This window comes from Streptomyces sp. SYP-A7185 (assembly GCF_046103685.1).
In the GTDB taxonomy this organism is placed as follows: domain Bacteria; phylum Actinomycetota; class Actinomycetes; order Streptomycetales; family Streptomycetaceae; genus Streptomyces.
Map to the genome: position 1 here is coordinate 1033009 of NZ_CP122310.1, position 21861 is coordinate 1054869.

17 protein-coding genes and 1 pseudogene are annotated in these 21861 nt (G+C 71.1%); 11 read left to right on the forward strand and 7 right to left on the reverse strand.

Annotated elements, in window-relative coordinates; all coding sequences use genetic code 11:
- Nucleotides 1-6: 6 nt before the first annotated feature.
- The 8 genes from xylB to QBL25_RS04450 all read left to right on the forward strand — a co-directional run bounded on the left by xylB (nucleotide 7) and on the right by QBL25_RS04450 (nucleotide 10728).
- Nucleotides 7-1470 carry a xylulokinase gene (xylB, locus tag QBL25_RS04415; protein WP_409055645.1) on the forward strand — a complete coding sequence of 488 codons (1464 nt, stop codon included), beginning with the start codon at nucleotides 7-9 and terminating at the stop codon, nucleotides 1468-1470.
- A 79-nt stretch (nucleotides 1471-1549) separates the two neighbouring features.
- Nucleotides 1550-2752: an ROK family protein gene (locus tag QBL25_RS04420; RefSeq protein ID WP_409055646.1), complete on the forward strand. Its 1203-nt coding sequence runs from the start codon at nucleotides 1550-1552 to the stop codon at nucleotides 2750-2752.
- A gap of 94 nt (nucleotides 2753-2846) precedes the next feature.
- Nucleotides 2847-3785, forward strand: coding sequence for a MerR family transcriptional regulator (locus QBL25_RS04425; RefSeq protein ID WP_409055647.1), 939 nt, complete (start codon nucleotides 2847-2849; stop codon nucleotides 3783-3785).
- A 268-nt stretch (nucleotides 3786-4053) separates the two neighbouring features.
- Nucleotides 4054-5469: a tetratricopeptide repeat protein gene (locus QBL25_RS04430; RefSeq protein WP_409055648.1), complete on the forward strand. Its 1416-nt coding sequence runs from the start codon at nucleotides 4054-4056 to the stop codon at nucleotides 5467-5469.
- A 295-nt stretch (nucleotides 5470-5764) separates the two neighbouring features.
- Complete coding sequence (locus QBL25_RS04435; RefSeq protein WP_409055649.1) at nucleotides 5765-6778, forward strand: acetamidase/formamidase family protein; 1014 nt, start codon at nucleotides 5765-5767, stop codon at nucleotides 6776-6778.
- Between the two features lie 63 nt (nucleotides 6779-6841).
- The gene (locus QBL25_RS04440; protein WP_409055650.1) at nucleotides 6842-7441 is read left to right on the forward strand and encodes an N-acetylmuramoyl-L-alanine amidase; all 600 of its coding nucleotides are present in this window, start codon (nucleotides 6842-6844) and stop codon (nucleotides 7439-7441) included.
- A gap of 191 nt (nucleotides 7442-7632) precedes the next feature.
- Nucleotides 7633-8889 carry a GAF domain-containing protein gene (locus tag QBL25_RS04445; protein WP_409055651.1) on the forward strand — a complete coding sequence of 419 codons (1257 nt, stop codon included), beginning with the start codon at nucleotides 7633-7635 and terminating at the stop codon, nucleotides 8887-8889.
- Between the two features lie 315 nt (nucleotides 8890-9204).
- Nucleotides 9205-10728 carry an aldehyde dehydrogenase family protein gene (locus QBL25_RS04450; RefSeq protein ID WP_409055652.1) on the forward strand — a complete coding sequence of 508 codons (1524 nt, stop codon included), beginning with the start codon at nucleotides 9205-9207 and terminating at the stop codon, nucleotides 10726-10728.
- Between the two features lie 160 nt (nucleotides 10729-10888).
- Here the strand turns inward: QBL25_RS04450 and QBL25_RS04455 are convergent.
- Nucleotides 10889-11119: pseudogene (locus QBL25_RS04455) on the reverse strand (integrase); the annotation flags it as partial.
- 158 nt (nucleotides 11120-11277) lie between these two features.
- On the opposite strand from QBL25_RS04455, the gene QBL25_RS04460 reads away from it, so the two are divergent.
- Entirely contained in the window at nucleotides 11278-12519 is a 1242-nt protein-coding gene (locus QBL25_RS04460; RefSeq protein WP_409055653.1) for an IS256 family transposase, read from the forward strand.
- A gap of 533 nt (nucleotides 12520-13052) precedes the next feature.
- On the opposite strand, the gene fxlM is transcribed toward QBL25_RS04460, so the two are convergent.
- The 6 genes from fxlM to QBL25_RS04490 all read right to left on the reverse strand — a co-directional run bounded on the left by fxlM (nucleotide 13053) and on the right by QBL25_RS04490 (nucleotide 20073).
- Nucleotides 13053-14279: a methyltransferase, FxLD system gene (gene fxlM / locus QBL25_RS04465; RefSeq protein WP_409055654.1), complete on the reverse strand. Its 1227-nt coding sequence runs from the start codon at nucleotides 14277-14279 to the stop codon at nucleotides 13053-13055.
- Between the two features lie 86 nt (nucleotides 14280-14365).
- On the reverse strand, nucleotides 14366-15544 hold the full coding sequence (locus QBL25_RS04470) for a lanthionine synthetase C family protein (RefSeq protein ID WP_409055655.1): 1179 nt from the start codon (nucleotides 15542-15544) through the stop codon (nucleotides 14366-14368).
- A complete protein-coding gene (locus QBL25_RS04475) occupies nucleotides 15541-18648 on the reverse strand; it encodes a lantibiotic dehydratase (RefSeq protein ID WP_409055656.1) in 3108 nt (1035 codons plus the stop codon). The genes QBL25_RS04470 and QBL25_RS04475 overlap by 4 nt, the downstream gene beginning before the upstream one ends.
- An 84-nt stretch (nucleotides 18649-18732) precedes the next feature.
- Nucleotides 18733-18879, reverse strand: a complete 147-nt coding sequence (locus tag QBL25_RS04480; protein WP_398153808.1) for a hypothetical protein — start codon at nucleotides 18877-18879, stop codon at nucleotides 18733-18735.
- A 208-nt stretch (nucleotides 18880-19087) separates the two neighbouring features.
- Nucleotides 19088-19267, reverse strand: a complete 180-nt coding sequence (locus QBL25_RS04485) for a hypothetical protein (RefSeq protein WP_409055657.1) — start codon at nucleotides 19265-19267, stop codon at nucleotides 19088-19090.
- A complete protein-coding gene (locus QBL25_RS04490; protein WP_409055658.1) occupies nucleotides 19264-20073 on the reverse strand; it encodes a TauD/TfdA family dioxygenase in 810 nt (269 codons plus the stop codon). Before QBL25_RS04490 ends, QBL25_RS04485 begins: the two co-directional genes overlap by 4 nt.
- Nucleotides 20074-20244: 171 nt before the next feature.
- Here QBL25_RS04490 and QBL25_RS04495 point away from each other — a divergent pair, with 171 nt between their 5' ends.
- Both QBL25_RS04495 and QBL25_RS04500 read left to right on the forward strand, forming a co-directional pair.
- Entirely contained in the window at nucleotides 20245-20667 is a 423-nt protein-coding gene (locus tag QBL25_RS04495; RefSeq protein WP_409055659.1) for an NUDIX hydrolase, read from the forward strand.
- 6 nt (nucleotides 20668-20673) lie between these two features.
- Nucleotides 20674-21837, forward strand: a complete 1164-nt coding sequence (locus QBL25_RS04500; RefSeq protein ID WP_409055660.1) for a helix-turn-helix domain-containing protein — start codon at nucleotides 20674-20676, stop codon at nucleotides 21835-21837.
- The last annotated feature ends 24 nt before the right edge of the window (nucleotides 21838-21861 follow it).

The window sequence follows — 21861 nt, forward strand, 5'->3', positions numbered from 1 at the left end:
CCCCCGATGTCATCAGCGCCAGCAGCCGACGGACCCCTCGTCGTCGGCGTGGACAGCTCCACGCAGTCCACCAAGGTCCTGGTCGTCGACGCCGCCACGGGCAGGGTCGTGGCCAGCGGTCAGGCCCCGCACGACGTCAGCTCGGGCGCCGCCCGCGAGAGCGACCCCGAGCAGTGGTGGAGCGCCCTGTGCGCGGCCCTGGAACAGTGCGGCGGCGCGGCGCGCGAAGCCGCCGCCGTGTCGGTCGGCGGGCAGCAGCACGGACTCGTCACCCTGGACGCGCACTCCAGGCCGGTGCGGCCCGCGATGCTCTGGAACGACGTGCGCTCGGCCGAACAGGCCCGCTCCCTGGTGGACCGCCTGGGGGGTCCCAAGGCGTGGGCCGAGCGGGTCGGCAGCGTGCCCGGGCCCTCCTTCACGGTGACCAAGTGGGCCTGGCTCAGCGAGAACGAGCCCGCGGCGGCCCGCGCCACCGCAGCCGTACGACTCCCCCACGACTACCTCACCGAACGCCTCACCGGATCGGGCACCACCGACCGGAGCGACGTCTCCGGAACGGGATGGTGGGCATCGGCGACCGAGGCGTACGACGAGGAGATCCTGGGGCTCGTGGGCCTGGACCCGCAGCTGCTGCCGCGCGTGGTCCGCCCCGGCGAGGTCGCCGGCACCGTGCGCGGCAGCGGCGAACTGCCCTTCTCCAAGGGCACACTGGTCGCGCCCGGGACCGGCGACAACGCGGCGGCGGCACTCGGACTCGGGCTGCGCCCCGGCACCCCCGTGCTGAGCCTGGGAACATCGGGCACGGTGTACGCGGTCTCCACGCGGCGCCCGGCGGATCCGACGGGCACCGTGGCCGGCTTCGCCGACGCGCACGGCGACTGGCTGCCGCTGGCCTGCACCCTCAACTGCACGCTGGCCGTGGACCGGGTCGCCGCGCTGCTGAGCCTGGACCGTGAGGCGGTGCAGGCGGGCGGCGACGTCACCCTGCTGCCCTACCTGGACGGCGAGCGCACCCCCGACCTTCCGCACGCCTCGGGGCTGCTGCACGGGCTGCGGCACGACACGACGCCGGGGCAGCTGCTCCAGGCGGCCTACGACGGCGCCGTGCACTCCCTTCTGGGCGCCCTCGATCTCGTCCTGGACGCGGACGCCGACCGCTCGGCGCCGCTCCTGCTGATCGGCGGCGGGGCGCGGGGCACGGCCTGGCAGGACACCGTGCGCCGGCTCTCCGGGCGGGCCGTCCAGGTGCCCCAGGCCAAGGAACTGGTCGCGCTCGGTGCCGCCGCACAGGCAGCGGGCCTCCTCACGGGCGAGGACCCCGCGGCGGTCGCGCGCCGCTGGGGTACGGCCGAAGGGCCCGTGCTGCCTCCTGTGGAGCGGGACGACTCGGCGCTCGCGCGCATCGCCGGGGTAGTCTCCGACGCGGCGCCGCTGCTCGGCGCCAGGGCCCGCGAGGACGTACGGCCATGAAGCCCGACGCCACGCACGGCCGCGAGAACGTACGGCCGCGTACGGCCACGAAGACGGAAGAACAGGGACTCACGGGGGCATGACCGCACCACCGCACGACGCGCGCCGGGGCACCGCCGGAGTTCCGCTGCCCGACACCCAGCGGGGGATGCGACGCCGCAATCTCTCGCGCGTCATGCACGCGGTCGCAGCGCACGGGCCGCTGTCCCGTGCCGCCGTGGCCACCCGGATCGGGCTGACACGTGCCGCCGTCTCCACCCTGGTGGACGAATTGATCCGCTCCGGGCTCCTGGACGAGCTGGGGCCCGAGCGCCCCGGCAAAGTGGGGCGCCCCGGTTCCGCGCTCGCGGTCAGCCGAAGCGGACCGGCCGGCATCGGCGCCGAGGTGGGCGTCGACCATCTCTCGGTGTGCGCGGTCGATCTGCGCGGAGAGGTACGCGCGCGTGCCGTGCGACAGGGAGACAACCGCGGACGCGCCCCGCAACCCGTCCTGAGGGAACTCCTCGCCCTGGTGCGGCAGGTGAGCGACGAGGCCAAGGAGGCGGGGCTGCGTCCGGCGGGCTTGGCCGTCGCAGTCCCGGGCCTGGTCTCCCGCGCCAAGAGCGTGGTGGTGCGCGCCCCCAACCTCGGCTGGCACGACGTCGAACTCGACGCCTTGCTCCCCGGCGGTCTGCCCCTCACGGTGGACAACGAGGCCAACTTCGGCGCACTGGCCGAGCTGTGGCTCGGCGACGAGGTGCCCCAGGACTTCCTCCATGTGTCGGCGGAGATCGGCATCGGCGCCGCGCTGGTCGTCGACGGGCAGCTGCTGCGCGGGACCCGCGGCTTCGCGGGCGAGTTGGGGCATGTGCCGGTGTGGCCGGACGGTCCGGCGTGCCCCTGTGGTGGCCGTGGCTGTCTGGAGCAGTACGCGGGCGAGGAGGCGGTGTTGCGCGCGGCGGGCCTCGATCCGGGTGCGGACCGCGTCGGACTTCTCGCGGAGCGCGCCGAGCAGGGCGACGAGGACGTACGCAAGGCGCTGCGCGGTGCGGGAGCCGCGCTGGGCGTGGCGCTCACCGGCGCGGTGAATCTGCTCGACCCGCGATCGGTGGTGCTGGGCGGAGCCTTGTCGAGGCTCGCACCATGGCTGCTGCCCTCCTTGGAGGACGAGCTGGGGCAGCGCACGGCGGGCACGGCATGCGCCGTGGCCGTCTCCGGACTGGGCTCCGACGGCCCGCTGCTGGGAGCGGCGCACTCGGTCGTCCGAGGGGTGCTCGATGATCCGGCGGGGGCGGTGGTGTAGGGGCGGCTGCCGGGTCAGGGCCCTGGTTCGGTAGCCGAGCACGGCTGACGAAACGACTTGAGTCTCCAGTAGGGGGAGACAAGAAGGTGGGGCCATGAACGGCGACACGCTCTACGCGATCGGTGACCTGGCGCGACGGACCGGCCTGACGGTCAAGACCGTCCGCTTCTACTCCGATGCGGGGATCGTGCCGCCCACCGACCGCAGCCCGGCCGGCTACCGCCTGTACGGCACGGACGCCGTCGCCCGCCTCGACCTCGTACGCACGCTGCGCGATCTGGGACTCGACCTCCCCACCATCCGGAAGGTCGTGGACCGGGAGATCTCGCTCCCCGAGGTGGCGGCGGCCCACGCGGACGCGCTGGAGGTGCAGATCCGCGTGCTGCGCCTGCGGCGCGCGGTCCTGACGGCGGTGGCCAGGTGCGGCTCCACCCCTGAGGAGTTGGATCTCATGCACAAGCTGGCCAAGCTCTCCGAAGACGAACGCCAACACCTGATCGACGACTTCCTGGGCTCCGTGTTCGACGGCCTGGAAGACCATCCGGCCTTCGCGGCGGTCACCCGTTCCCTCACTCCCGAACTGCCGGACAACCCCGAGGCCGAGCAGGTCGAGGCGTGGGTGGAACTGGCCGAGCTTTTCCAGGACCCGGGGTTCCGCTCCACCATGCAGGGCATGGCCAGAGAACTGGCGGTCAACCGCGCCCCGGACGACCGCACCGGCCTCCCCCGCATCCTCGCCGAGGCCGTACGCGCGCAGGTCGTCCCGGCCCTCGCGGCGGGCACCGATCCGGCCTCGCCCGAGGCCGAACCGATCGTCACGGCGCTCGCGGCGCACTACGCACACATACGAGGCCTCCCCGACGACGACTCCCTTCGGCGCCACCTGCTGTCCCGCATGGAATCCATGAACGACCCGCGGCGCGACCGCTACCTGTTCCTCCTCGCGGTCATCAATGGATGGCCGGCGCCCGAAAGCCTGGCGCCGATACTCGACTGGACCGCCCGCGCCCTGCGCGCTCGCCTGCCCCGGTAGTGGCACGCGCCAGCTCGATCGACCAACCGCCCCGCTGAACCGACCGGGCACAGCGCCTCTGCGAGCGTGGAAACCCCGGGGCGCAGGATGTGACGGGGTCGCGAGGCCTCACCACCCGCGTGGCGCTGCGCAGTATGTCGATCCGGTGAACCGAGCGTCGTCCTCGTATCCCACGGGCAGAATCGCGAGACTGGAGCGGCAGGACAGAGCGAACCGAAACCGGGCAGTTCCGATGGACCGGACAGGGTCGGCGAAAGAGGGGACAGCGATGGAGATGGATCGGCATGCCCACATCCTGAGTGGCACGAGCGACGAGGCAGCCCGTCACTACGAGCGCGCGCTCGACGCGCTGCTGTTCTTCCGCCCCGAAGTCGCCGGGGAAGCGCAGGCGATGCTGGCGGCCGCTCCGGATTCCGCGATGGCTCACGTCTTCGGCGCCTATCTCGGGCTGCTCGGAACCGAAGAGAAGGACGCGGCCGACGCGCGTCGTTCCTTCAGCGCCTTCCGGCGCGCGGTCGATCCCGGCGGGCTCTCCTCGCGCGAGCAGATGCACGCGGCGGCTGCCCAGGCCTGGCTGGACGGGGACATGCTGCGGGCCGGGGAGATCCTCGCCGAGATCAGCATCGCGTTCCCCCGAGACGCCCTCGCACTGGCAGTCGGTCACCAGATCGACTTCTTCACCGGGGACGCACAGCGGCTGCGCGACCGGATCGGAGGCGCGCTCTCCGGGTGGGACAGCGAAGACCCGCACTTCGGGCCGCTCCTGGGGATGTACGCGTTCGGGCTCGAGGAGGCCGGGCACTACGGCCATGCCGAGGAGATCGGGCTACAGGCGGTCGAACGCCACCCGCGGGACGTGTGGGGCATCCATGCCGTCGTCCACACCTACGAGATGCGCGGGCTGTTCGGCGAGGGGATCCGCTATCTGGACGCGCGAACCGAGGACTGGGCCGACGGCAACTACCTCTCCGTGCACAACGCGTGGCACTACGCCCTGTACGCGCTGGAGGCGGGCAGCATCGAGCGCGTCCTCGGCGTCTACGACAACACCCTGCACAACGAGGCGTCCGAGGCGATCGCCATGGAGCTCCTGGACGCCTCGGCCCTGCTGTGGCGGCTGCTCCTCGCCGACGTCGAAGTCGAGCCCCGCTGGGCGACGCTCGCCCAGGCGTGGGCCGGGCGCGAGGTCGGCGCCTACTACGCCTTCAACGACGTCCATGCCGTGATGGCGTACGTGGGCGCGGGGCGGTTCTCCGACGCCGAACGACTGGTGAAGGACCGTGAGCAGTGGCTCGCCCGGACCGACGCCTCGGTCTCGAACCGGGCGATGACCCGCGAGATCGGTCTGCCGGTGTGCCGCGCCCTCATCGCCTACCGGCAGCGGCAGTACGAGCGCGTGGTCGAGTTGCTGACTCCGATCCGCTACCGTCTCCACTCCTTCGGCGGCAGCCACGCGCAGCGCGACGCCGTCCAGCGGACGCTGGTGGAGGCCGCCATCCGTTCCGGCCGGCACGACCTGGCCCGCGCCCTGCTCAGCGAGCGCGTCAGCCTGCGCCCCATCTGCCCCTACAACTGGCAGGCCCGTGCCCGGCTGGCCGACCGGCTCGGCGATCCGGCTCAGGCTGTGGCCGCCCGTGCCCGTGCGGAGGAGCAGGCCGCCGTCGGTGCGGCCGCGCTGGGCTGATGGTGATCTGTTCGTCTCCTCGGCACTCTCACCCTGGCACCCACCTCGTCCCTCTCACCTCGGCACGCTCCTCGCAGCTCCACGTCAGCACACTCCTCGCAGCTTCTCCTTGGCACCCACAAGGGTGACGGTGTTATCCACAATCACGGTGCTGTACACAGATTCAGACGCTGCCCTTCCGACCCAACCAGCTCTCGCCGTAACGTATTTGACGCGAGACCACGTTGCCGGCCGGTGGTGAGGGGTCCACGCGGATCGGGGGATTCAGATGTCGGGAGCAAGCAGCAGTTCAGCCGTGGGCCAGCCTCGCGTCCTGACCGTGCGGCCCGAGCCGGATGAGTACGCGTGGACCTTCGGCGGCGTGCCACCCATAGCGCGGATCGCGCCGGGGACAGTGCTCGACCTGTACACCGAGGACTGCTTCGCGGGGAAGGTGCGCTCCGAGAAGGACCTGGTGTCCGAGGTCTGCCAGTTCCCCTTCCTCAATCCACAGACAGGCCCCTTCCATGTCGAGGGCGCGGAGCCGGGCGACACCGTCGCCGTGCACTTCGTGTCGATCGAACCGGCCCGCGACTGGGCCGCGTCCACCACGGTCCCCCTCTTCGGCGCGCTCACCTCCACCCACACCACCGCATCGCTGCACCCTCCGCTGCCCGAGACCGTCTGGATCTGGCAGCTCGACCGGATCCGGCGCACCGCACACTTCACCGCTCGTGACGGCGACTTCGAGATCGCGCTGCCGATGGATCCGATGCACGGCACGGTCGGCGTCGCACCGGCCAACCTGGAAGTGCGCTCGGCTCTCTTGCCCGACGCGCACGGCGGCAACATGGACACGCCCGAGATGCGGGCAGGCGTCACCTGCTATCTCGGAGTGAACGTGGAGGGCGCGCTCCTGAGCCTGGGCGACGGACACGCACGGCAGGGCGAGGGAGAAACCTGCGGGGTCGCCGTCGAGTGCGCGATGAACACAGTCGTGATCGTCGAACTCCTGAAGGGGATCTCCACGCCCTGGCCACGTCTGGAGTCCGACACCCACATCATCTCCACCGGCTCGGCGCGCCCTCTTGAGGACGCCTTCCGAATATCCCAACTCGACCTGGTGCACTGGCTCGTGCGGGACTACGGCTTCAGTGAACTCGACGCCTACCAGTTCGCGACCCAGACCGTCGAGTCGCCGCTCGCCAATGTCTGCGACACCAACTACACGTGCGTGGCCAAGCTCCGCAAGGAGTGGCTGCCCGCGCGCGAGACTCACCGGGGAGTGCATGCCCGGCTGCGCGAGACGGCCGCGCTGCTGCCCCACTGAGAAGCACGGCTACGAGAAACACGGCTCCCCCACCTGTTCCCCCCACCGAGAGGCAGGCCAGCCATGGATCGAGCAAGACGATTCCCCAGCAGGCGAACGCTGTTGCAGGGAGCGGCCCTGGCCGCCGTCCCCGCCGCACTCCTCCCCGCCACCCGCGCCGCCGCCCGGCCCCAGGCGGTCGACTATCCGCTCGCCGAGTGGGTTCCGGCCAGCACGTCCAACTACACGGCGGCCAACAGGCCCACCACCTATCCCGTCGACTACGTGATCATCCACGTCACCCAGGAGACCTACGCCGACACGCTCGCCATCTTCCAGAACCCGGCGAAGAAGGTCTCCTCCCACTACGTGGTGCGCTCCACGGACGGCCATGTCGCCCAGTGCGTGCGCGAGCGCAACGTCGGCTGGCACGCCGGCAACTGGAGCTACAACACCCGAAGCATCGGCATCGAACACGAAGGATGGGTGGACAAACCGGAGTACTTCACCGACGCGATGTACGAGCAGTCGGCGCTGCTGACGGCGGCGATCTGCGAGACGTACGACATTCCCAAGGACCGTGAGCACATCATCGGGCACGTGCAAGTGCCCGGCAGCGACCATACCGATCCGGGCCCGCTGTGGAACTGGACGCGCTACATCCGCCTGGTCAACTCCGCCTGACGCCGACCGCCCCACGCTGTGCCCTCGCGGGGGCGGTCCGCGAGGGGAACGCTGAGGGATCACTGAGTAGTCGCCGAGTGATCACTGTGGCGATTGCTGAAGCGATCGTCAGGGCACGTGCCGCAGTGCTTGTCGGAGCACGCTCACGGGGCGACGATGGCAGCACCCCATCGCCGTCCCGGGAGGCCGAGTTGACCGAACCATGGGTGGCTTTGGAGGCCGGTGCCGACCCTGCCGAGCGCGTACGGGTGCTGCGACGTGCCCACGAGAGGTTCACCGAGGCAGGGACGCTCACCCGGCCGGTGCGCTCCGTGGTCGCCGACTCGTGGCGGCGTTCGGCCAGGGCGCGGGTCAGCCCCGAGGACACCGGCGCGGCAGTGGAGTTGACCGACGGGGATCTTGGTTCGTACCGAGCCGAGCATCCGCTGGCCGGGGTGATGCCGCTGTTCCGCGAGCTGATGGGCACGTTCGCGATGGACGGTGAGCACCTCCTCGCGGTGTGCGACGCCCACGGCAGGCTGCTCTGGGTCGAGGGTCATTCCGCCACCCGGCAGAAGGCGGGACGGATGAACTTCGTGCCGGGCGCGCGGTGGGCGGAGTCCGCGATGGGGACCAATGCTCCCGGGACGGCAGTCGCGGTGGACCGTCCGGTGCAGGTGTTCGCGGCCGAGCACTTCATCCGGCGCGTGCAGCCGTGGACCTGCGCGGCGGCTCCGGTGCACGACCCGCGGACGGGGCGACTGCTCGGAGCGGTGGACATCACCGGGGGTGACGGTCTCGCGCACCCGCACAGCCTCGCCTTCGTGCAGGCAGTGGCTCGGGCAGCGGAGTCGCAGCTGGCCCTGCTGTCGCCGCCGGTGGAGAGCCGAGACTCCGTGGGGCTCACCGCCCTCGGCCGTGACGAGGCGCTGCTGCTGACCGGCGGACGCAAGGTCCGCCTCAGCCGCAGGCACAGCGAGATCCTCGTCCTTCTCGCCCGCCACCCGGAAGGGCTCACCGGCGACGAGCTGCTGTGCGCGCTCTACGAGGACGAGTCAGTGACGCCCGTGACGCTGCGGGCGGAGCTGGCGCGGCTGCGGAGACTTCTGGGGCCGGAGCTGCTGCGGTCGCGCCCGTACAGGATCTCGGTGCCGGTCGAGTCGGATGTCGATGCGGTGGAGCGACGGCTCGGTTCGGGAGCGGTCACCGCGGCCGCCGCCGCGTACGCGGGTCCGCTCCTGCCCGCTTCACAGGCGCCCGCAGTCGCCCGGCTGCGGCGCAGGCTGGCCGATCAGCTGCGGGCCGCACTCATCGCACGCCGCGACCCGGACCTCCTGACGGACTGGGTGCACACCCCGTGGGGCGAGGATGACCTGCCGGTGTGGCGGGCGCTGGCGCAGGTACGGCCGACGCCGCCGCTCCTGGCCCGGCTGCGGCAGTTGGACGCGGAGTTGACGGACGCGGGGTAGGAAAGTCCATCTGGCGACGGGGTCCGGCCCGCGAGGGTGCGGCCCGCAACTGACACGGCGGGCGTGGCCGACGTGGTTGGCATGATCGACCTGACTGGTGGATCTGAAGCGACAGCCCTCCCCCGGCCCAAAACAGGCCTCCTCCACTACGGCACCACGGCACGGCGGCTCATCCACGTTACCCACCCCGAGCAGACGCCGCCCCATGGAGCCCCAGCCTGGTCGGCGACCGCAACGTACCTGCAACGTCCGTGCTCCTAACCTCCGGGCGAGAGCTGCCCAACGGCGGGCAGCCTTCCTCGGGAGGCCAGCAAGATGACCCGTTACGCAGCGCCCGGCACCGACGGCGCAATCGTCTCCTACCAGTCCCGCTACGACCACTTCATCGGCGGTGAGTACGTCCCGCCGGCCCGCGGCCAGTACTTCGAGAACCCGAGCCCGGTCAACGGGCAGCCCTTCACCGAGATCGCCCGCGGTACGGCCGAGGACGTGGAGCGCGCCCTGGACGCGGCGCACGCCGCCGCTCCCGCGTGGGGGCGCACCTCGGTCACCGAACGCGCGGACATCCTGCGGAAGATCGCCGACCGCATGGAGGCGAACCTCGAACAGCTCGCGGTGGCCGAGAGCTGGGAGAACGGCAAGCCGGTGCGCGAGACGCTGGCCGCCGACATCCCGCTCGCCATCGATCACTTCCGCTACTTCGCGGGAGTGATCCGGGCGCAGGAGGGATCGTTGAGCGAGGTGGACGAGGACACCGTCGCGTACCACTTCCATGAGCCGCTCGGCGTCGTGGCGCAGATCATTCCGTGGAACTTCCCGATCCTGATGGCGACGTGGAAGCTGGCGCCTGCGCTCGCGGCGGGCAACGCGGTCGTGCTCAAGCCCGCCGAACAGACCCCGGCCTCGATCCACTACTGGATGAGCCTGGTCTCCGATCTGCTGCCGCCGGGTGTCGTCAACATCGTCAACGGCTTCGGCGTCGAGGCGGGCAAGCCTCTCGCGTCAAGCCCGCGCGTCGCGAAGGTCGCCTTCACCGGGGAGACCACGACGGGGCGGCTGATCATGCAGTACGCCTCGGAGAACATCAAGCCGGTGACGCTGGAGCTGGGCGGCAAATCGCCGAACATCTTCTTCGACGACGTGTGGGACGCGAACGACGACTTCCGCGACAAGGCGCTCGAGGGCTTCACGATGTTCGCCCTCAATAACGGCGAGGTGTGCACCTGCCCGTCCCGCGCCCTGGTCCAGCGGGGCCACTACAGCGAGTTCATGGAAGCGGCGGTCGCCCGCACCGAGCAGATCGTGGCGGGGCACCCGCTGGACACCGACACGATGATCGGAGCCCAGGCCTCCAACGACCAGCTGGAGAAGATTCTCTCCTACCTGGACATCGGCCAGCAGGAGGGCGCGAAGGTCCTGACGGGTGGCCAGCGGGTGACGTACGACGGGGAGCTGGCGGGCGGCTACTACGTCCAGCCGACGATCTTCGAGGGCGACAACCGCATGCGGATCTTCCAGGAGGAGATCTTCGGCCCGGTCGTCTCGGTCGCGTCGTTCAACGACTTCGACGACGCCATCAAGACAGCCAACGACACGCTGTACGGCCTCGGCGCCGGAGTGTGGACGCGCGACATGAACACCGCCTACCGCGCGGGCCGCGCGATCCAGGCGGGCCGGGTCTGGACGAACTGCTACCACGCCTACCCCGCCCACGCGGCCTTCGGCGGCTACAAGCAGTCCGGCATCGGCCGCGAGACACACAAGATGATGCTGGAGCACTACCAGCAGACGAAGAACCTTCTGGTGTCGTATTCGCCGAAGAAGCTGGGGTTCTTCTAGGCATTAGAAAAGGGTGCCTGAACAGGTGTTTCACCTGTCAGGCGCCCTCCCTGAGCGCACCTTAAGCCGTTGGGTGGATCGCGAGGTAACTCCCGATATCTCCCACTGCTATCCCACCTCTGACCAGCTGTTCCGGGGCATTTCCGGGCCAAGGCCCGGCTCATGTGTCCTCTGCACTGCGGTCCTGCCCCTCCCACCTTCGCATCGACTCCTCGATCAGGCTGTTGGCGTGGTTCCGCGCCTCGGCCAGAAACTTGGCGTAGTAGCGAAAGAGGACCTGGATGCTCTGCCCGGCGCGGCGCGCACACTCCGCTGGGTCGACACCGGAGGCAAGCCAGAACGAGATCCCTGCGTGGCGTAGATCGTATGGGCGCTTCGCCAGCTCAAGGGCGGATGGTGCCCCGCCGAGTGGTGTAGGCGGTCGGGTGTTGGAATGCGCGGTTGTCTGCTCGGGGCGTGCGCCTGCTGACAGTGACTGCTCCCTGAACAGAGGCGGGCCATCGCGCAAGTTTCCCTGGTGAACGGCCAGTTCAACCGGAGGAGGACGCGATGGCCCTGTCCCAGTCTGACCTGATGCGGCTGCTGGAGTCACTACGCGCGGCCGATGGAGTCGAGTCGATCAGGGCGCTGTGCGAGCGCATCCTGCAGGAACTCATCGAGGCCGAGGCAACCGAAGCCATCGGGGCCGCCCCGCGCGAGCACACGAGCGAGCGCACCACCTGGCGCAACGGGCACCGCGACCGACTGCTGACATCGCAGGCCGGCGACCTGGACCTGAAGATCCCAAAGGTGCGGACCGGGTCCTTCTTCCCCTCGCTGCTGGAACGCCGGCGCCGGATCGACCGGGCCCTGTTCGCGGTGGTGATGGAGGCATACGTGCACGGTGTCTCGACGCGTTCGGTCGATGACCTGGTCAAGGCGCTGGGCGCGGACTCCGGAATTTCGAAATCCGAGGTCTCCAGGATCTGCGGCGCACTCGACGAAGAGCTGATCGCGTTCAGGGAACGGCCGCTGGATCACACCGTGTTCCCCTATGTATTCCTGGATGCGACCTACTGCAAGGCCCGGGTGAATCACCGGATCGTGTCGCAGGCGGTGGTCATCGCGACCGGGATCTCCGCCGGCGGGCACCGCGAGATCCTGGGGGTGATGGTCGGCGACAGCGAGTCGAAGCCGTTCTGGACCAGGTTCCTGCGCAGTCTGCGGGCCCCCGGCCTGGACAACGTCCAGCTGGTGATCTCCGATTCCCACAGCGGTCTGGTGGCCGCGATCCGCACCGTGTTCCTCGGCTCGGCCTGGCAGCGGTGCCGGCTGCACTTCGTCCGCGACGTGTTCTCGGTGATCGAGAAGGGCTCGGCGGAGATGGTCGCGGCGACCATCCGCACGATCTTCGCGCAGACCACCGCCGACCAGGTCCGCAGCCAGCTCGACGTCGTGGCGGACATGCTCGGACGGCAGTTCCCGCAGGTCAAGTCCATGCTGCTGGGAGCGGCCGCTGACATCACGGCGTTCGCGGACTTCCCTCCGGCGCACTGGAAGAAGATCTGGAGCACGAATCCGCTGGAGCGGCTGAACCGGGAGATCAAACGCCGGGCCGACGTCGTCCAGGTCTTCCCCAACCCGGCCGCCCTGGACCGGCTCGCCACCGCGGTCCTGGCCGAACTCCACGACGAGTGGCAGGTCTTCGACCGCCGCTACCTCTCCGAAGGCTCCATGGCCGAACTCTTCGCAGACCAGACCACCCCGCAGCGGCAGACCCCCGCAAAACCGGAACCACACGAGCTCGACTGAATACACCACTCGGCGGGACGCCATCTATCCGCCGGTACTGGGACCTAGTGGATCGTATGTCTGTGGAGACCTTACGTGGCCTCGACCGAGGCCGTCGGCTCCGAGGTGCCGAGCAGCAGGCGATCCGGCTGTACTTGCGCCTCAGTGAGGACCAAGCTGACCTCCGTCAGCAAGGCTGGGTTTCTGACCAAACTTGGGAGGAATGGGCGGGTGCGATCTGGCCTCAGCTCCAACGCCAGCCCTTTCGACGCCTCTGGCACCAAGCCCAACGCGATTCAGACGCGGGCTGCGAGTACCGGTTCCACCATCTGAGAGAGCTGTCACGGCAGGTCCCAGCTACGACCCCAGGCAGCCGAGGCATCGCCCATTCGTGGATGAACGTTTCGATGGGTCGGCTTGATGACGGCAGCGTCACATCCGATTTGTTTTAGAGATCAACCATTCAGGCACCCCTGCGAAGCCCCAAACAGTCAGGTGACCGGATGCACCCGCGCCAGCCAGGTGCTCCCCGCCACCTCCTGCGGGCCAGGCCGCTACAACCCGGCAGGAAGGGCGAGAGTCAAACGCAGGTGTCCCTTGTCGATCTTCAGCCCTTTGGGCAGTTCGGAGGCTGATGTGAACGAGGAGTGCAGGGTGATGGCCGGGCGGGCCTCGTGGTCCTGGCCCCACTCGCGGATGCGCTCGCACAGCCGCCCGGCGAGGTGCTCGCCGTCCGGGCCCTGGCCGATGGACCCGAACTCCCAGCGCGGGGTCTCGCTCTCCAAGCGGCGTTGGGTGAAGTAGGCGAGCGAGTCGCCTTCCACAATCGCCGGGCTTTGGACCGCGGTGGTGGCGGGCGTGCAGATCCCGGCCTCCACGGCGGCACGCGTCGCGGCGATGCCGCACGTACCTGCCTCGGTGGCCGTCAGCCGCAGCCACACCCCGTCGAACGACTCATTGGAACCGAGCGTCGCCCCGGACCACGCGACAGTCTTGGGCTGGCCGAGGACGCAGCGCAGGCGGGCGGGGTCGATGTCCTGGTCTACGTCCCACCGCAGCGTGACGTCCCCGGCCTCGTCGAGGGTGGCGGTGCGTTCGCCTTCCTGCCCGATCATCGGCACGAACCCGCACAGCTCCACGGAGTCCGAGTGCCACGCGTCGCCGTCGCGGACGAAGGCGACGCTGCGGGTCTGGCCGCGCCAGCGCAGCGGCACTACCAGCCGTGCCCCATCGGCGAACTGGTTCAGCAGGTCCCAGGGAAGATCCCACGCGCCGACGGTGAAGATCCCGCCGTCGTACGGGGCCCGCTCCGGGGCGCCGAGTGCGCCGTCCCGTGTGACCACGGTGACGTCGTGGTAGCCGGTGGCGTCCAGGTTCTTGCGCGCCCCGGCCGTCACCTCCTCGTCGTGATCGATCGTGACGACCCTTTCCCCCTTGCTCGCCAGGAGCGCGAGGAGGGCGGCGTTGTAACCGGTGCCCGCGCCGATCTCCAGAAGGCTCTGTCCCTCGCGGACGGCGAGCTGGTCGAGCATCATCGCGACCACGGTCGGCACGGACGCGCAGCTCAGGGCCTTGCCGTCTTCGGCTCGCTTGGTGATGACGGCCTTGTTGGCGTACGCGTTCTCCAGGTCGGCGTCGGGGACGAACGCGTGGCGGGGCACGGTCCGCATGGCCTCTTCCACGCGCGGATCGCGGGCATGCCCGGCCTGGCGGATGCGGTCCACCATGCGGTTGCGCAGCTCCTCGGGCGACGTGCTGGCAGCGGTGGGGGTGGTGGTCATGCGGGTCCTTTCCTTGTGGCCCGTCCATCGGTTCGGCGGGCCGAGCGTAGTGAGCTGGCTTGTGGGGGCGGCTGGTTCCGCACGGGTCAGCCGTTCAGGAGGAGGCAGGCGTCCCAGTCGGTGGCGGGCGGCGTGTTGACGCTCGCGCTGGCCAGGTGGATGCCGTCGGCGCCTTCGAGGAGGCCACCGTGCTCCGGGAGGCCGTGCACGTCGAGGTAGTGGCCCATGCGGGCGTGCACGTCGGGGAGCAGGACGGCGAGTTCGCCGGTGGAGTCGTCGGCGGCTGCCCGGTGCACGGTCTGTATGAGCCCGGCCCAGCCGTGACACACAGAGGCGGCCGTGAGCTGCGACAACTGCTTCTCGTCGCGTATGCACGCCGCGAGTGCCCGTTCAGCTCGTTGTTGGCGTGCGGGGTCGCCCAGGGCCAGGGCGGCGACTTGTTGGGCTCGGGCGAGGCCGGGTGTGCCGTAGCACCACGAGGGGCGTTGCGGGCCGCTGCTCGTTGCCGTGCCCGCCTGCCACTGGGCGGGGGTGATCAGGCCCGGCCACCACGCCGTGGCGCCTTCGCCCTGCTGCCACTGGTCCAGGACGTCCATGATCCGGCTGACCGCCTCCGCCTGGCCGGTCACGACGATGGCTCGGCGCTGGGCTGCGGCGAGCAGCGCGAGGGGCCCGGCGATGCCGTGGGCGAGCCCGAAGTTGATGTGCCCGTGCGGCCACTGGTCCGACGGTCTCCCCTCGGGGCCGTCACCGCTCCACCATCCCGGCATCTGCCCGCCGTCCAGGGGTTCGGCCAGGCGTACGAGGTAGGCGAGGACGTCGCGCAGTAGGTGCCAGCTGGGGCGGCGGTGCAGGAGGTAGATCCCGAGACCGGTCAGGCCCCTGATGAGGTCGAACTCCCGCAGCGGTGCGGGGTGTCCGGTGTCGATGCGCTGGTGGGCGCGTGCGAGGCGTTCGCGGACCAGGACGTTGACCGTGCGGTCCAGGCCGGTCAGAGCGTGGGCGTAGGCGGGGTGGTCGGCGGTGTGCAGGGCGAAGGCGACGGCCGGGGCGCCCCGGAAGAGCCCGGCCACCTCGGAGTGGGCGTTCACCGGGTGGCGGGTCATGGCGGCCGCCCACCGGTGCGCTGTCTCCCACGCACCCGCACCAGTGCGGGCGTTGGCGATGTGGCGCAGCGCGATGCCCGGCGCCCCGGTGCCCAGGGACTGGTGCCACCACGGCCCCGCCTCGGTGGAGACGGGCGCGAGTGCGGTGGCCGCCTTCACCGGGGTGCCCCGGCCTGGAGGGCGCGCGCGGTGAGGGCAGCTTGGCGGGCCATGCGACGGCAGGCCCGTTCGCGGTCCCGGTCGATGCCGAGTGCCCGGTTGTGGTGCATGTGCAGCAGCGACTCCAGCACCGCCCCCACGTCCACCCCACAGGGCAGAGCACGCCGGTAGGTATCCAGCGCGCTCGCACGGTCCTGCCGTGCCTTGGACACCGGCTCGGGCCACCGGCCCAGATCGCCCCACTGCCCGGTGCCGGCCGCGCCGGTCACCTGGGCGGCGATCGTGCGGTCCACGACGACGTCCGGCGCGGGCCGGGCGGCCAGCCACCGCAGAACCGCTTCGTGACTGCCGAGCAGGCCCCGGCAGATGTCGACCATGTCGAGCGCGACCAATGCGGCCGGGTCGAACTCGTCCCGGTGCGGCTGGTAGCGGAGCTGGACGGCGACGGCGTGGGAGTCGGCGCAGAACACCGCCTCGGCGGCCTCCATGGCCTCGGGGCCGCCGTAGCGGCCGGTCTCGGGGCGGTAGGTGTCGAGGGTGAGGCCAGCGGACATGCCGTGCTCGCGCAGGGCTGCGGCCCACCGGCTGACGGCTGCCGCGTGCGCCGCGAACTCGCCCCGGCCGGTGCGGATACGCAGCCGCAGGTGATCGGCTTCGTGAGGGCTGCGGTAGCGCACGAACCACCAGGCCGGGTCGCCGTCCAGGGTGGCCAGCAGGCCGGGCAGGTAGTCGGCGAGGATCTCGGACTGCCGTTCCGGGTGGGCGGGAATCCTCGCGTACAGCCACGCCGCCCCCGGTGCTGCGGGCAGCTGCTCACGGTAGCGGCCGACCGTCACCAACGACGCGGCGGGCAGCGGCGCCGGGGCAGGGGGGCGGGTGGTGACCAGGGGCAGGGCGATCTCGTGGGCGTGGCCGCCCATCCACCCGTACTCGGTCGCCGGGGCGTTCTCCGTGAGCTGGGCCGACTCGTGACGGGCCAGGTGGGAGCGCAGGAGCGCGGTGTGGGCCCGTTCGTCGAGGTTGAGGCGCAGCGTGCGGTCCGCGTCGCGCAGCTCCACCACCGTGGGCAGATGCCACCGGCGGCGCCACCGGTCCAGCGCCCCGGCCCATGCCTCGCCCTCGGCGCTCGCGCCGGGCAGGTCGGCGGCGGTGAGGTACCAGCGGGCCGGGGCGAGGATCGTGCGGCCGTGGCGGACCCGTGGCAGATACGGGAGGCGCTGGGTGTGCGGGCCCCAGTCGAATTCGTGCCATCCGGCGGTGAAGGCGCGGGGCAGGTGGGCGAGGAACCGTGCCAGTGCCGGGGGCTGCTTCTCCAGGGCCAGGGCGTGGAAGACCTGCGGTTCGACCACTCGGCCCCGGGAGACGCTGACCAGGTGCAGCGCAGTGCCGGTCGCGGTCACCGCGAGGTCTTCCAGTGCGAGCAGTTCGGGCACTACCTCGTCCTTCCCGTGTGCTGTAGAGCACGTGCGCCGGCCAGGTGCTGCGGAGCACAAGCCGCGGTGCTCGCCGAGCGGCAGGACGTGGTCCAGGTAGGCGGGCACACGGCACACGTTCTCGGCGTGGGCGTACAGCGGCGGGAAGGACAGCTGCACGGGCAGCGCCCCGGCGGTGGCGGTCGGCGCAGACCGGTAGACCTCTTCCAGGCCGGAGCCGGAAGCGGTCGCGGTGAACCGTGAGGTGAGGGTGCCCGCCGCGCGGGCGGGCGCGACGGTGAGCGTGAACTGCCCGCGCTCCAGGGCCTGTGTGCTGGTGGCGTGGATGCGGGCGGACACCTCGACGTGCGGCGGGATGCGCCGCGCGTCCGAGCTGACGGGTCCGGCCAGCGGCGTGATGGTCTCCTCGGTCAGGACGATCTCGCGGCTGCCGTCGGCGAGGGCCTGCCAGGCCAGGGCCAGGAGCCGTTCGTCCCGCTCCCCGGGCCCCTCGCCCGTCGGCGCGGGCTGGGTGCTGCCGGGGTAGCCGGGCGGGTATCCCAGCCCGGTGTCCGGGTCGAGGACCTCCAGCAGCGGCACGGGCGTTGCGGTGCCGTACCGGTCCAGGAACGCCGCGTGGAAAGCCCGCCAGGCAGGTTGTCCGGTGGGCGTGCGGGTCAGCCGGGCAAGGATGCTCGCGGCCTGCTCCAGCTCCCCGGCCACGGCGGCGGGGATCGTCACGTGGCAGTCAAGCCGCAGGTCCATGGACAGCGGGGTGCGCCCGGCCTCGGAGACCTCCCGCATCTGGCGGGTGAGGTCGGCGCGCAGCCGGGCCTGTCCCGCAATGCTGGTGGCCTCATCGTTGTGGTGGCGGACATCGGCGTGGACGGCCTCCAGCGTCCGCAGCAGAGGGACCACCGGAGTGATCGCCGGGGCTCCGGCTTCGTGCAGACGGTCCAGGACATGGGCCAAAGGGTCGGTGACGGTGAACGGGGCACGCAGGCAGGTGATCAGGAAGCCGCGCCGTACGAGCTCGGCGAGCATGCCGTGGACCCGCTCACGCGGGGTGCCGGGGAACTCCTCGGCGACCTTGTCGCGGACCGCCCCGAAGCGGGCGGGGGCCGTCATCGCGTCCCATACGGCCTGCACGGCGCTGGTGTGGCTGATGGTCACCCGGTTCGGGCCGTGCGGTGCCTCCAGCCGACTGCCGCGCCGTACGGCGGCGTTGCTGAACACCACCTCCAGACGGTCCAGCAACTCCGGGCAACCTTCCAGCCGTTCCACGATGCTGGCCAGCCACTCGGCGCCGACACGTACCACGGGCCGGTGCTCGTCGCCCCAGACGACGTGGGCGCCGTCGCCCACCGTCACGGGGGCGACCCCGGCGAACAGGCCAAAGGGAGTAGGGCGGCCGGTGGCCCGCAGCAGGTAGCGCATGATGGCCGACGCCGCGCGGCGGACACCGCGCCCGGTCACGGCGCGGCCGTCCAAGATGGTGCCGACGCGTGCGGCGAGCGCGGGACTTGCCTGTTCGATCACGTCGGGCAGACCGGGCCGCGCCCATACCTCGCACAGCCAGCTGCGGCAGTCGGCCTCGTCGCCGAGGTCGGGCCAGCGGGCTGGGGCCTTGGTGAGCGGCATGGCCGTGGACCGCAGCAGGGCGACCCCGGTATGCCGGTACAGCGGCGTCATGACGTTCCTCCAGGCGAAGAGCGAGCGGGCAGTGGAGCGTGCGGCGGGGCCGGGCTTGCCCGACCCCGCCGGTGACGGACCGCGTCAGACGCTGCTGTTGCAGGAGGAGGCGCAGGTGGGGTCGCAGCCGTCGTTCGTGTCGCAGCCCTCATCCGGGTCGGCGCTGTCAGTCGTCACGATCACGTCCAGGTTGAAGACGTCCCCGGACTTGTCCTTGGCGGTGGTACGCATCGCTTCCTCTTCTCTCTCGGATGGATGGAACAAGCCCCGACCCGGCTGGCGGGCCGTACGCGGCACAGTGCCGGGCAGGGCGGTCTGTGAGGTGACGCGGAGCACCCGGCCGGCGCAGGTGCTCCTCGTCACCTGCCGCGGGCGGTACCTCGCGGCCGGGTGGTGGCTCCGGCCTCCGGCGGTGGTGCGCTACCGGGGCCGAAGCGTTCTAGGCGCTGCCGGACTCGTCCGGCACGGTGTCCGGGGCGGACACCGATGCGGGGGCGACCTCGGTGGTCACGTCGTGGTGGACGCTCACGCCCAGCAGCGCGAGCCCGGCCGCGATCACCGACCACCACGTCACGGCCGCGACGCAGTCGCCGTCGACGTGTAACCGGTGGCGGCTCATCGCTCGGCCCCGGCGATGGAAGGGAGCCGCTGGAGGGCACTCACGGGGTCGGGGGTGAAGCCGTCAGGCATCGGGAAGCGGGGCTGTCCCAGCGCGCGCCAGCACACGCGGTCGCCGGTGAACGCGGTCCGTGCGTGCAGCCAGCGGCGGTTGTCCAGCAGATAGCCCTGCCCCGGCTCCAGCCGCACCGTGGCCTTGTGGCGGGTGACCGCGGCCCGCAGCTGCGGCAGGTAGGGCTGCACGATCGGGCTGAAGCGGGCCAGCCCGTCAAGGCGCAGTCGCATCGCTATGGTGTGGTCGGCGTGGGCGGTGAAGACCTGGCTGGGGTGCCCGTCCCCGGCGCCGAAGTAGGCGCTGCGCGGCTGCGCCAGCGCGGTGACCGCTTCGTGCGAGACGGCCGTCAGGTCGGCGTGCACGGCGCGGCCGTCGACGAGCACGCACTCCCCGCCCGCCTGGGCGACCTGCCCGCACACCAGGAGCATCAGGCGCGGCGGGCACGGGATTCCGGAGCGCTCGGTGTGCGGGTCCAGGGCACCGTGACCGAACCCGGCGAACCCTGCCCGGTGGGCGTGGTGGCCGGTGTCGCGGATCGTGGTGATGCCGTCGGAGTCGGAATCCCGGTGCTCGGTGACGGTCATGATGCGGCTGGCCAGTGCCAGGACGTCCGTGCGCGAGGCAAGGCCGGTGACCGTGACCAGGCCGTGTTCGCGCAGCTGGGCCGCGATGCGCGCAGGTGCGCCGGGCCGGTGGGGGTCGATGCGATGGCGGGCGAACACGTCACCTGGGTGGGCGGAGGCATGGCGCATCGCGGAACTCCTTCGCATCAAGGTGGTGGTGCACCAACTGTTCGGAGTGATCGGCCGACGGGTAAAGCGACAGATTGTCGACTCGGGCAATTCGCCCACGTCAGCGGCGAGTTGGTGACGGCGTGCTACGTTCCGAACACCCGCGACCGGCCGCGACTTTCGAGGACTGCGATGGCGTACGTACCGCCCACCTGGCCCGTCTCCGTCAAGGGCGTCGCCCTGGACACACGGGGGCGCGTGCTGCTGCTGAAGAATGAGCGTAAGGAGTGGGAGCTGCCCGGCGGCCGCCTGGAGACGGACGACCCCACCCCCGAGGTCACCGTCGCGCGGGAGATCAGCGAAGAGTCCGGATGGAGCGTGAAAGCTGGGCCGCTGCTGGACGTGTGGATCTACCAGCCGCTTCCCGAGACGCTGCCGGAACGCCGCGTGGTGATCATCACCTACGGGTGCACCGTCCTGACCCCCGACGCCGCACCGGCCCTGAGCCACGAGCACAAGGAGATCGGCCTGTTCGCCGCCGACGAGGTACCCGGCCTGACGATGCCCGACGGCTACAAGCAGTCCATCGCCGCCTGGTACCGGCGCCAAGGCTGATCGGCCATGGGCGGCGAGCTGGCGCGGCGTCCCTCGGCCCACCACGCGTTGTGGCACTGGGCCACCCCACAGGCCCAAACGGTCCTGGCGACCCGTGATCTGGGCGCCATCCTGCGGTTCTACCGGGCCGTGAACGGCCTGAACCAGACCGAGCTGGGAACCCTCCTCGGCTACGACAAGACGACCGTCTCCGCGATGGAACTGGGCAAGCGCTCCGTCAACGACACTGACGCCCGCCGTCACGTCGCCGAGCGCCTGCGCCTTCCCGCGCACATCCTCGGCGTCACCGACCCGGCCGACACCGACCACCGGGCCATGCTCCAGTTCGGCGCCTCCGCCGTCCGCCTCGCCGAGATCGCCCGCCAGTCCGGACACGCCTCCGAAGCCGTCGCCGAACTCTGGCCGCTGGTGGCGCGGCTGGAGGCCCGCGTCGAGGACGGCCATGCCGAGCGCGATGTCCTGCGCCTGCTCGCCCAGGCCCGCGTCGGCCTCGGCGTCGCCCTTGGCAATGTCCTGCCCGAAGAGCGCCTGCCCACCGCAGCCCGCTGGACCGCCAAAAGCCTGGAAATCGCCCGCTACTTCGACGACCCCGCGTTCACTGCCAATGTGCTGCGCATGCACGGCAACGAGCTGCGCAAAGCCCGCCTGACCGGCGCCGCCGTACGACGTCTCCAACACGCTGCCGCCATCGCTCCCAACCGAGAAGCTCGCGCCGCCGTCCTGCCCCTGCTCGCCCGCGCCGCCGGAGCCCTCCACGACGGGCCCCTCTTCGACGCTGTCCTGCGCGAGACCGACCAGCTCCTGGACCACGCCGAGCACACCAGCCTGTTCAACCCGTACTCCCTGCACGAGATCCGACTGCGCGGCCTGATCGCCACCGGCCGCACCCGCGCCGCCATACAGCTCGCCGACCACGCACCCGCCCCGACGATGACCGTGGCGCCGCAGTGGCGTGTGATCGAGCTCGTCACCGTCGCCGATGTACGACTGTTCGGCGACGACGCCTCGGGGGCCGCCGTGTGCCTTCACGGCGCGCTCGGCGAAGCCGTCCGCCAGCGCCTCCCGCACCAGTTGCAGCGCATCATCCGCACCGCCGCACATCGCCTGCCCGAGGTGCGCGACGCCGCCGCAATGGCCCTCGACCGCATGCGCCAGGAGATGGCCGCGTGATCGCCCTCCACGGCCGCGTGGCGC

Coding starts and splice junctions, on each gene's coding strand:
- fxlM (WP_409055654.1), bottom strand. CDS start 14,279: ATGACCACCACCCCCACCGCTGCCAGCACGTCGCCCGAGGAGCTGCGC.
- xylB (WP_409055645.1), top strand. CDS start 7: ATGTCATCAGCGCCAGCAGCCGACGGACCCCTCGTCGTCGGCGTGGAC.
- QBL25_RS04485 (WP_409055657.1), bottom strand. CDS start 19,267: ATGAGCCGCCACCGGTTACACGTCGACGGCGACTGCGTCGCGGCCGTG.
- QBL25_RS04420 (WP_409055646.1), top strand. CDS start 1,550: ATGACCGCACCACCGCACGACGCGCGCCGGGGCACCGCCGGAGTTCCG.
- QBL25_RS04500 (WP_409055660.1), top strand. CDS start 20,674: ATGGGCGGCGAGCTGGCGCGGCGTCCCTCGGCCCACCACGCGTTGTGG.
- QBL25_RS04490 (WP_409055658.1), bottom strand. CDS start 20,073: ATGCGCCATGCCTCCGCCCACCCAGGTGACGTGTTCGCCCGCCATCGC.
- QBL25_RS04450 (WP_409055652.1), top strand. CDS start 9,205: ATGACCCGTTACGCAGCGCCCGGCACCGACGGCGCAATCGTCTCCTAC.
- QBL25_RS04475 (WP_409055656.1), bottom strand. CDS start 18,648: ATGACGCCGCTGTACCGGCATACCGGGGTCGCCCTGCTGCGGTCCACG.
- QBL25_RS04430 (WP_409055648.1), top strand. CDS start 4,054: ATGGAGATGGATCGGCATGCCCACATCCTGAGTGGCACGAGCGACGAG.
- QBL25_RS04460 (WP_409055653.1), top strand. CDS start 11,278: ATGGCCCTGTCCCAGTCTGACCTGATGCGGCTGCTGGAGTCACTACGC.
- QBL25_RS04440 (WP_409055650.1), top strand. CDS start 6,842: ATGGATCGAGCAAGACGATTCCCCAGCAGGCGAACGCTGTTGCAGGGA.
- QBL25_RS04495 (WP_409055659.1), top strand. CDS start 20,245: ATGGCGTACGTACCGCCCACCTGGCCCGTCTCCGTCAAGGGCGTCGCC.
- QBL25_RS04480 (WP_398153808.1), bottom strand. CDS start 18,879: ATGCGTACCACCGCCAAGGACAAGTCCGGGGACGTCTTCAACCTGGAC.
- QBL25_RS04425 (WP_409055647.1), top strand. CDS start 2,847: ATGAACGGCGACACGCTCTACGCGATCGGTGACCTGGCGCGACGGACC.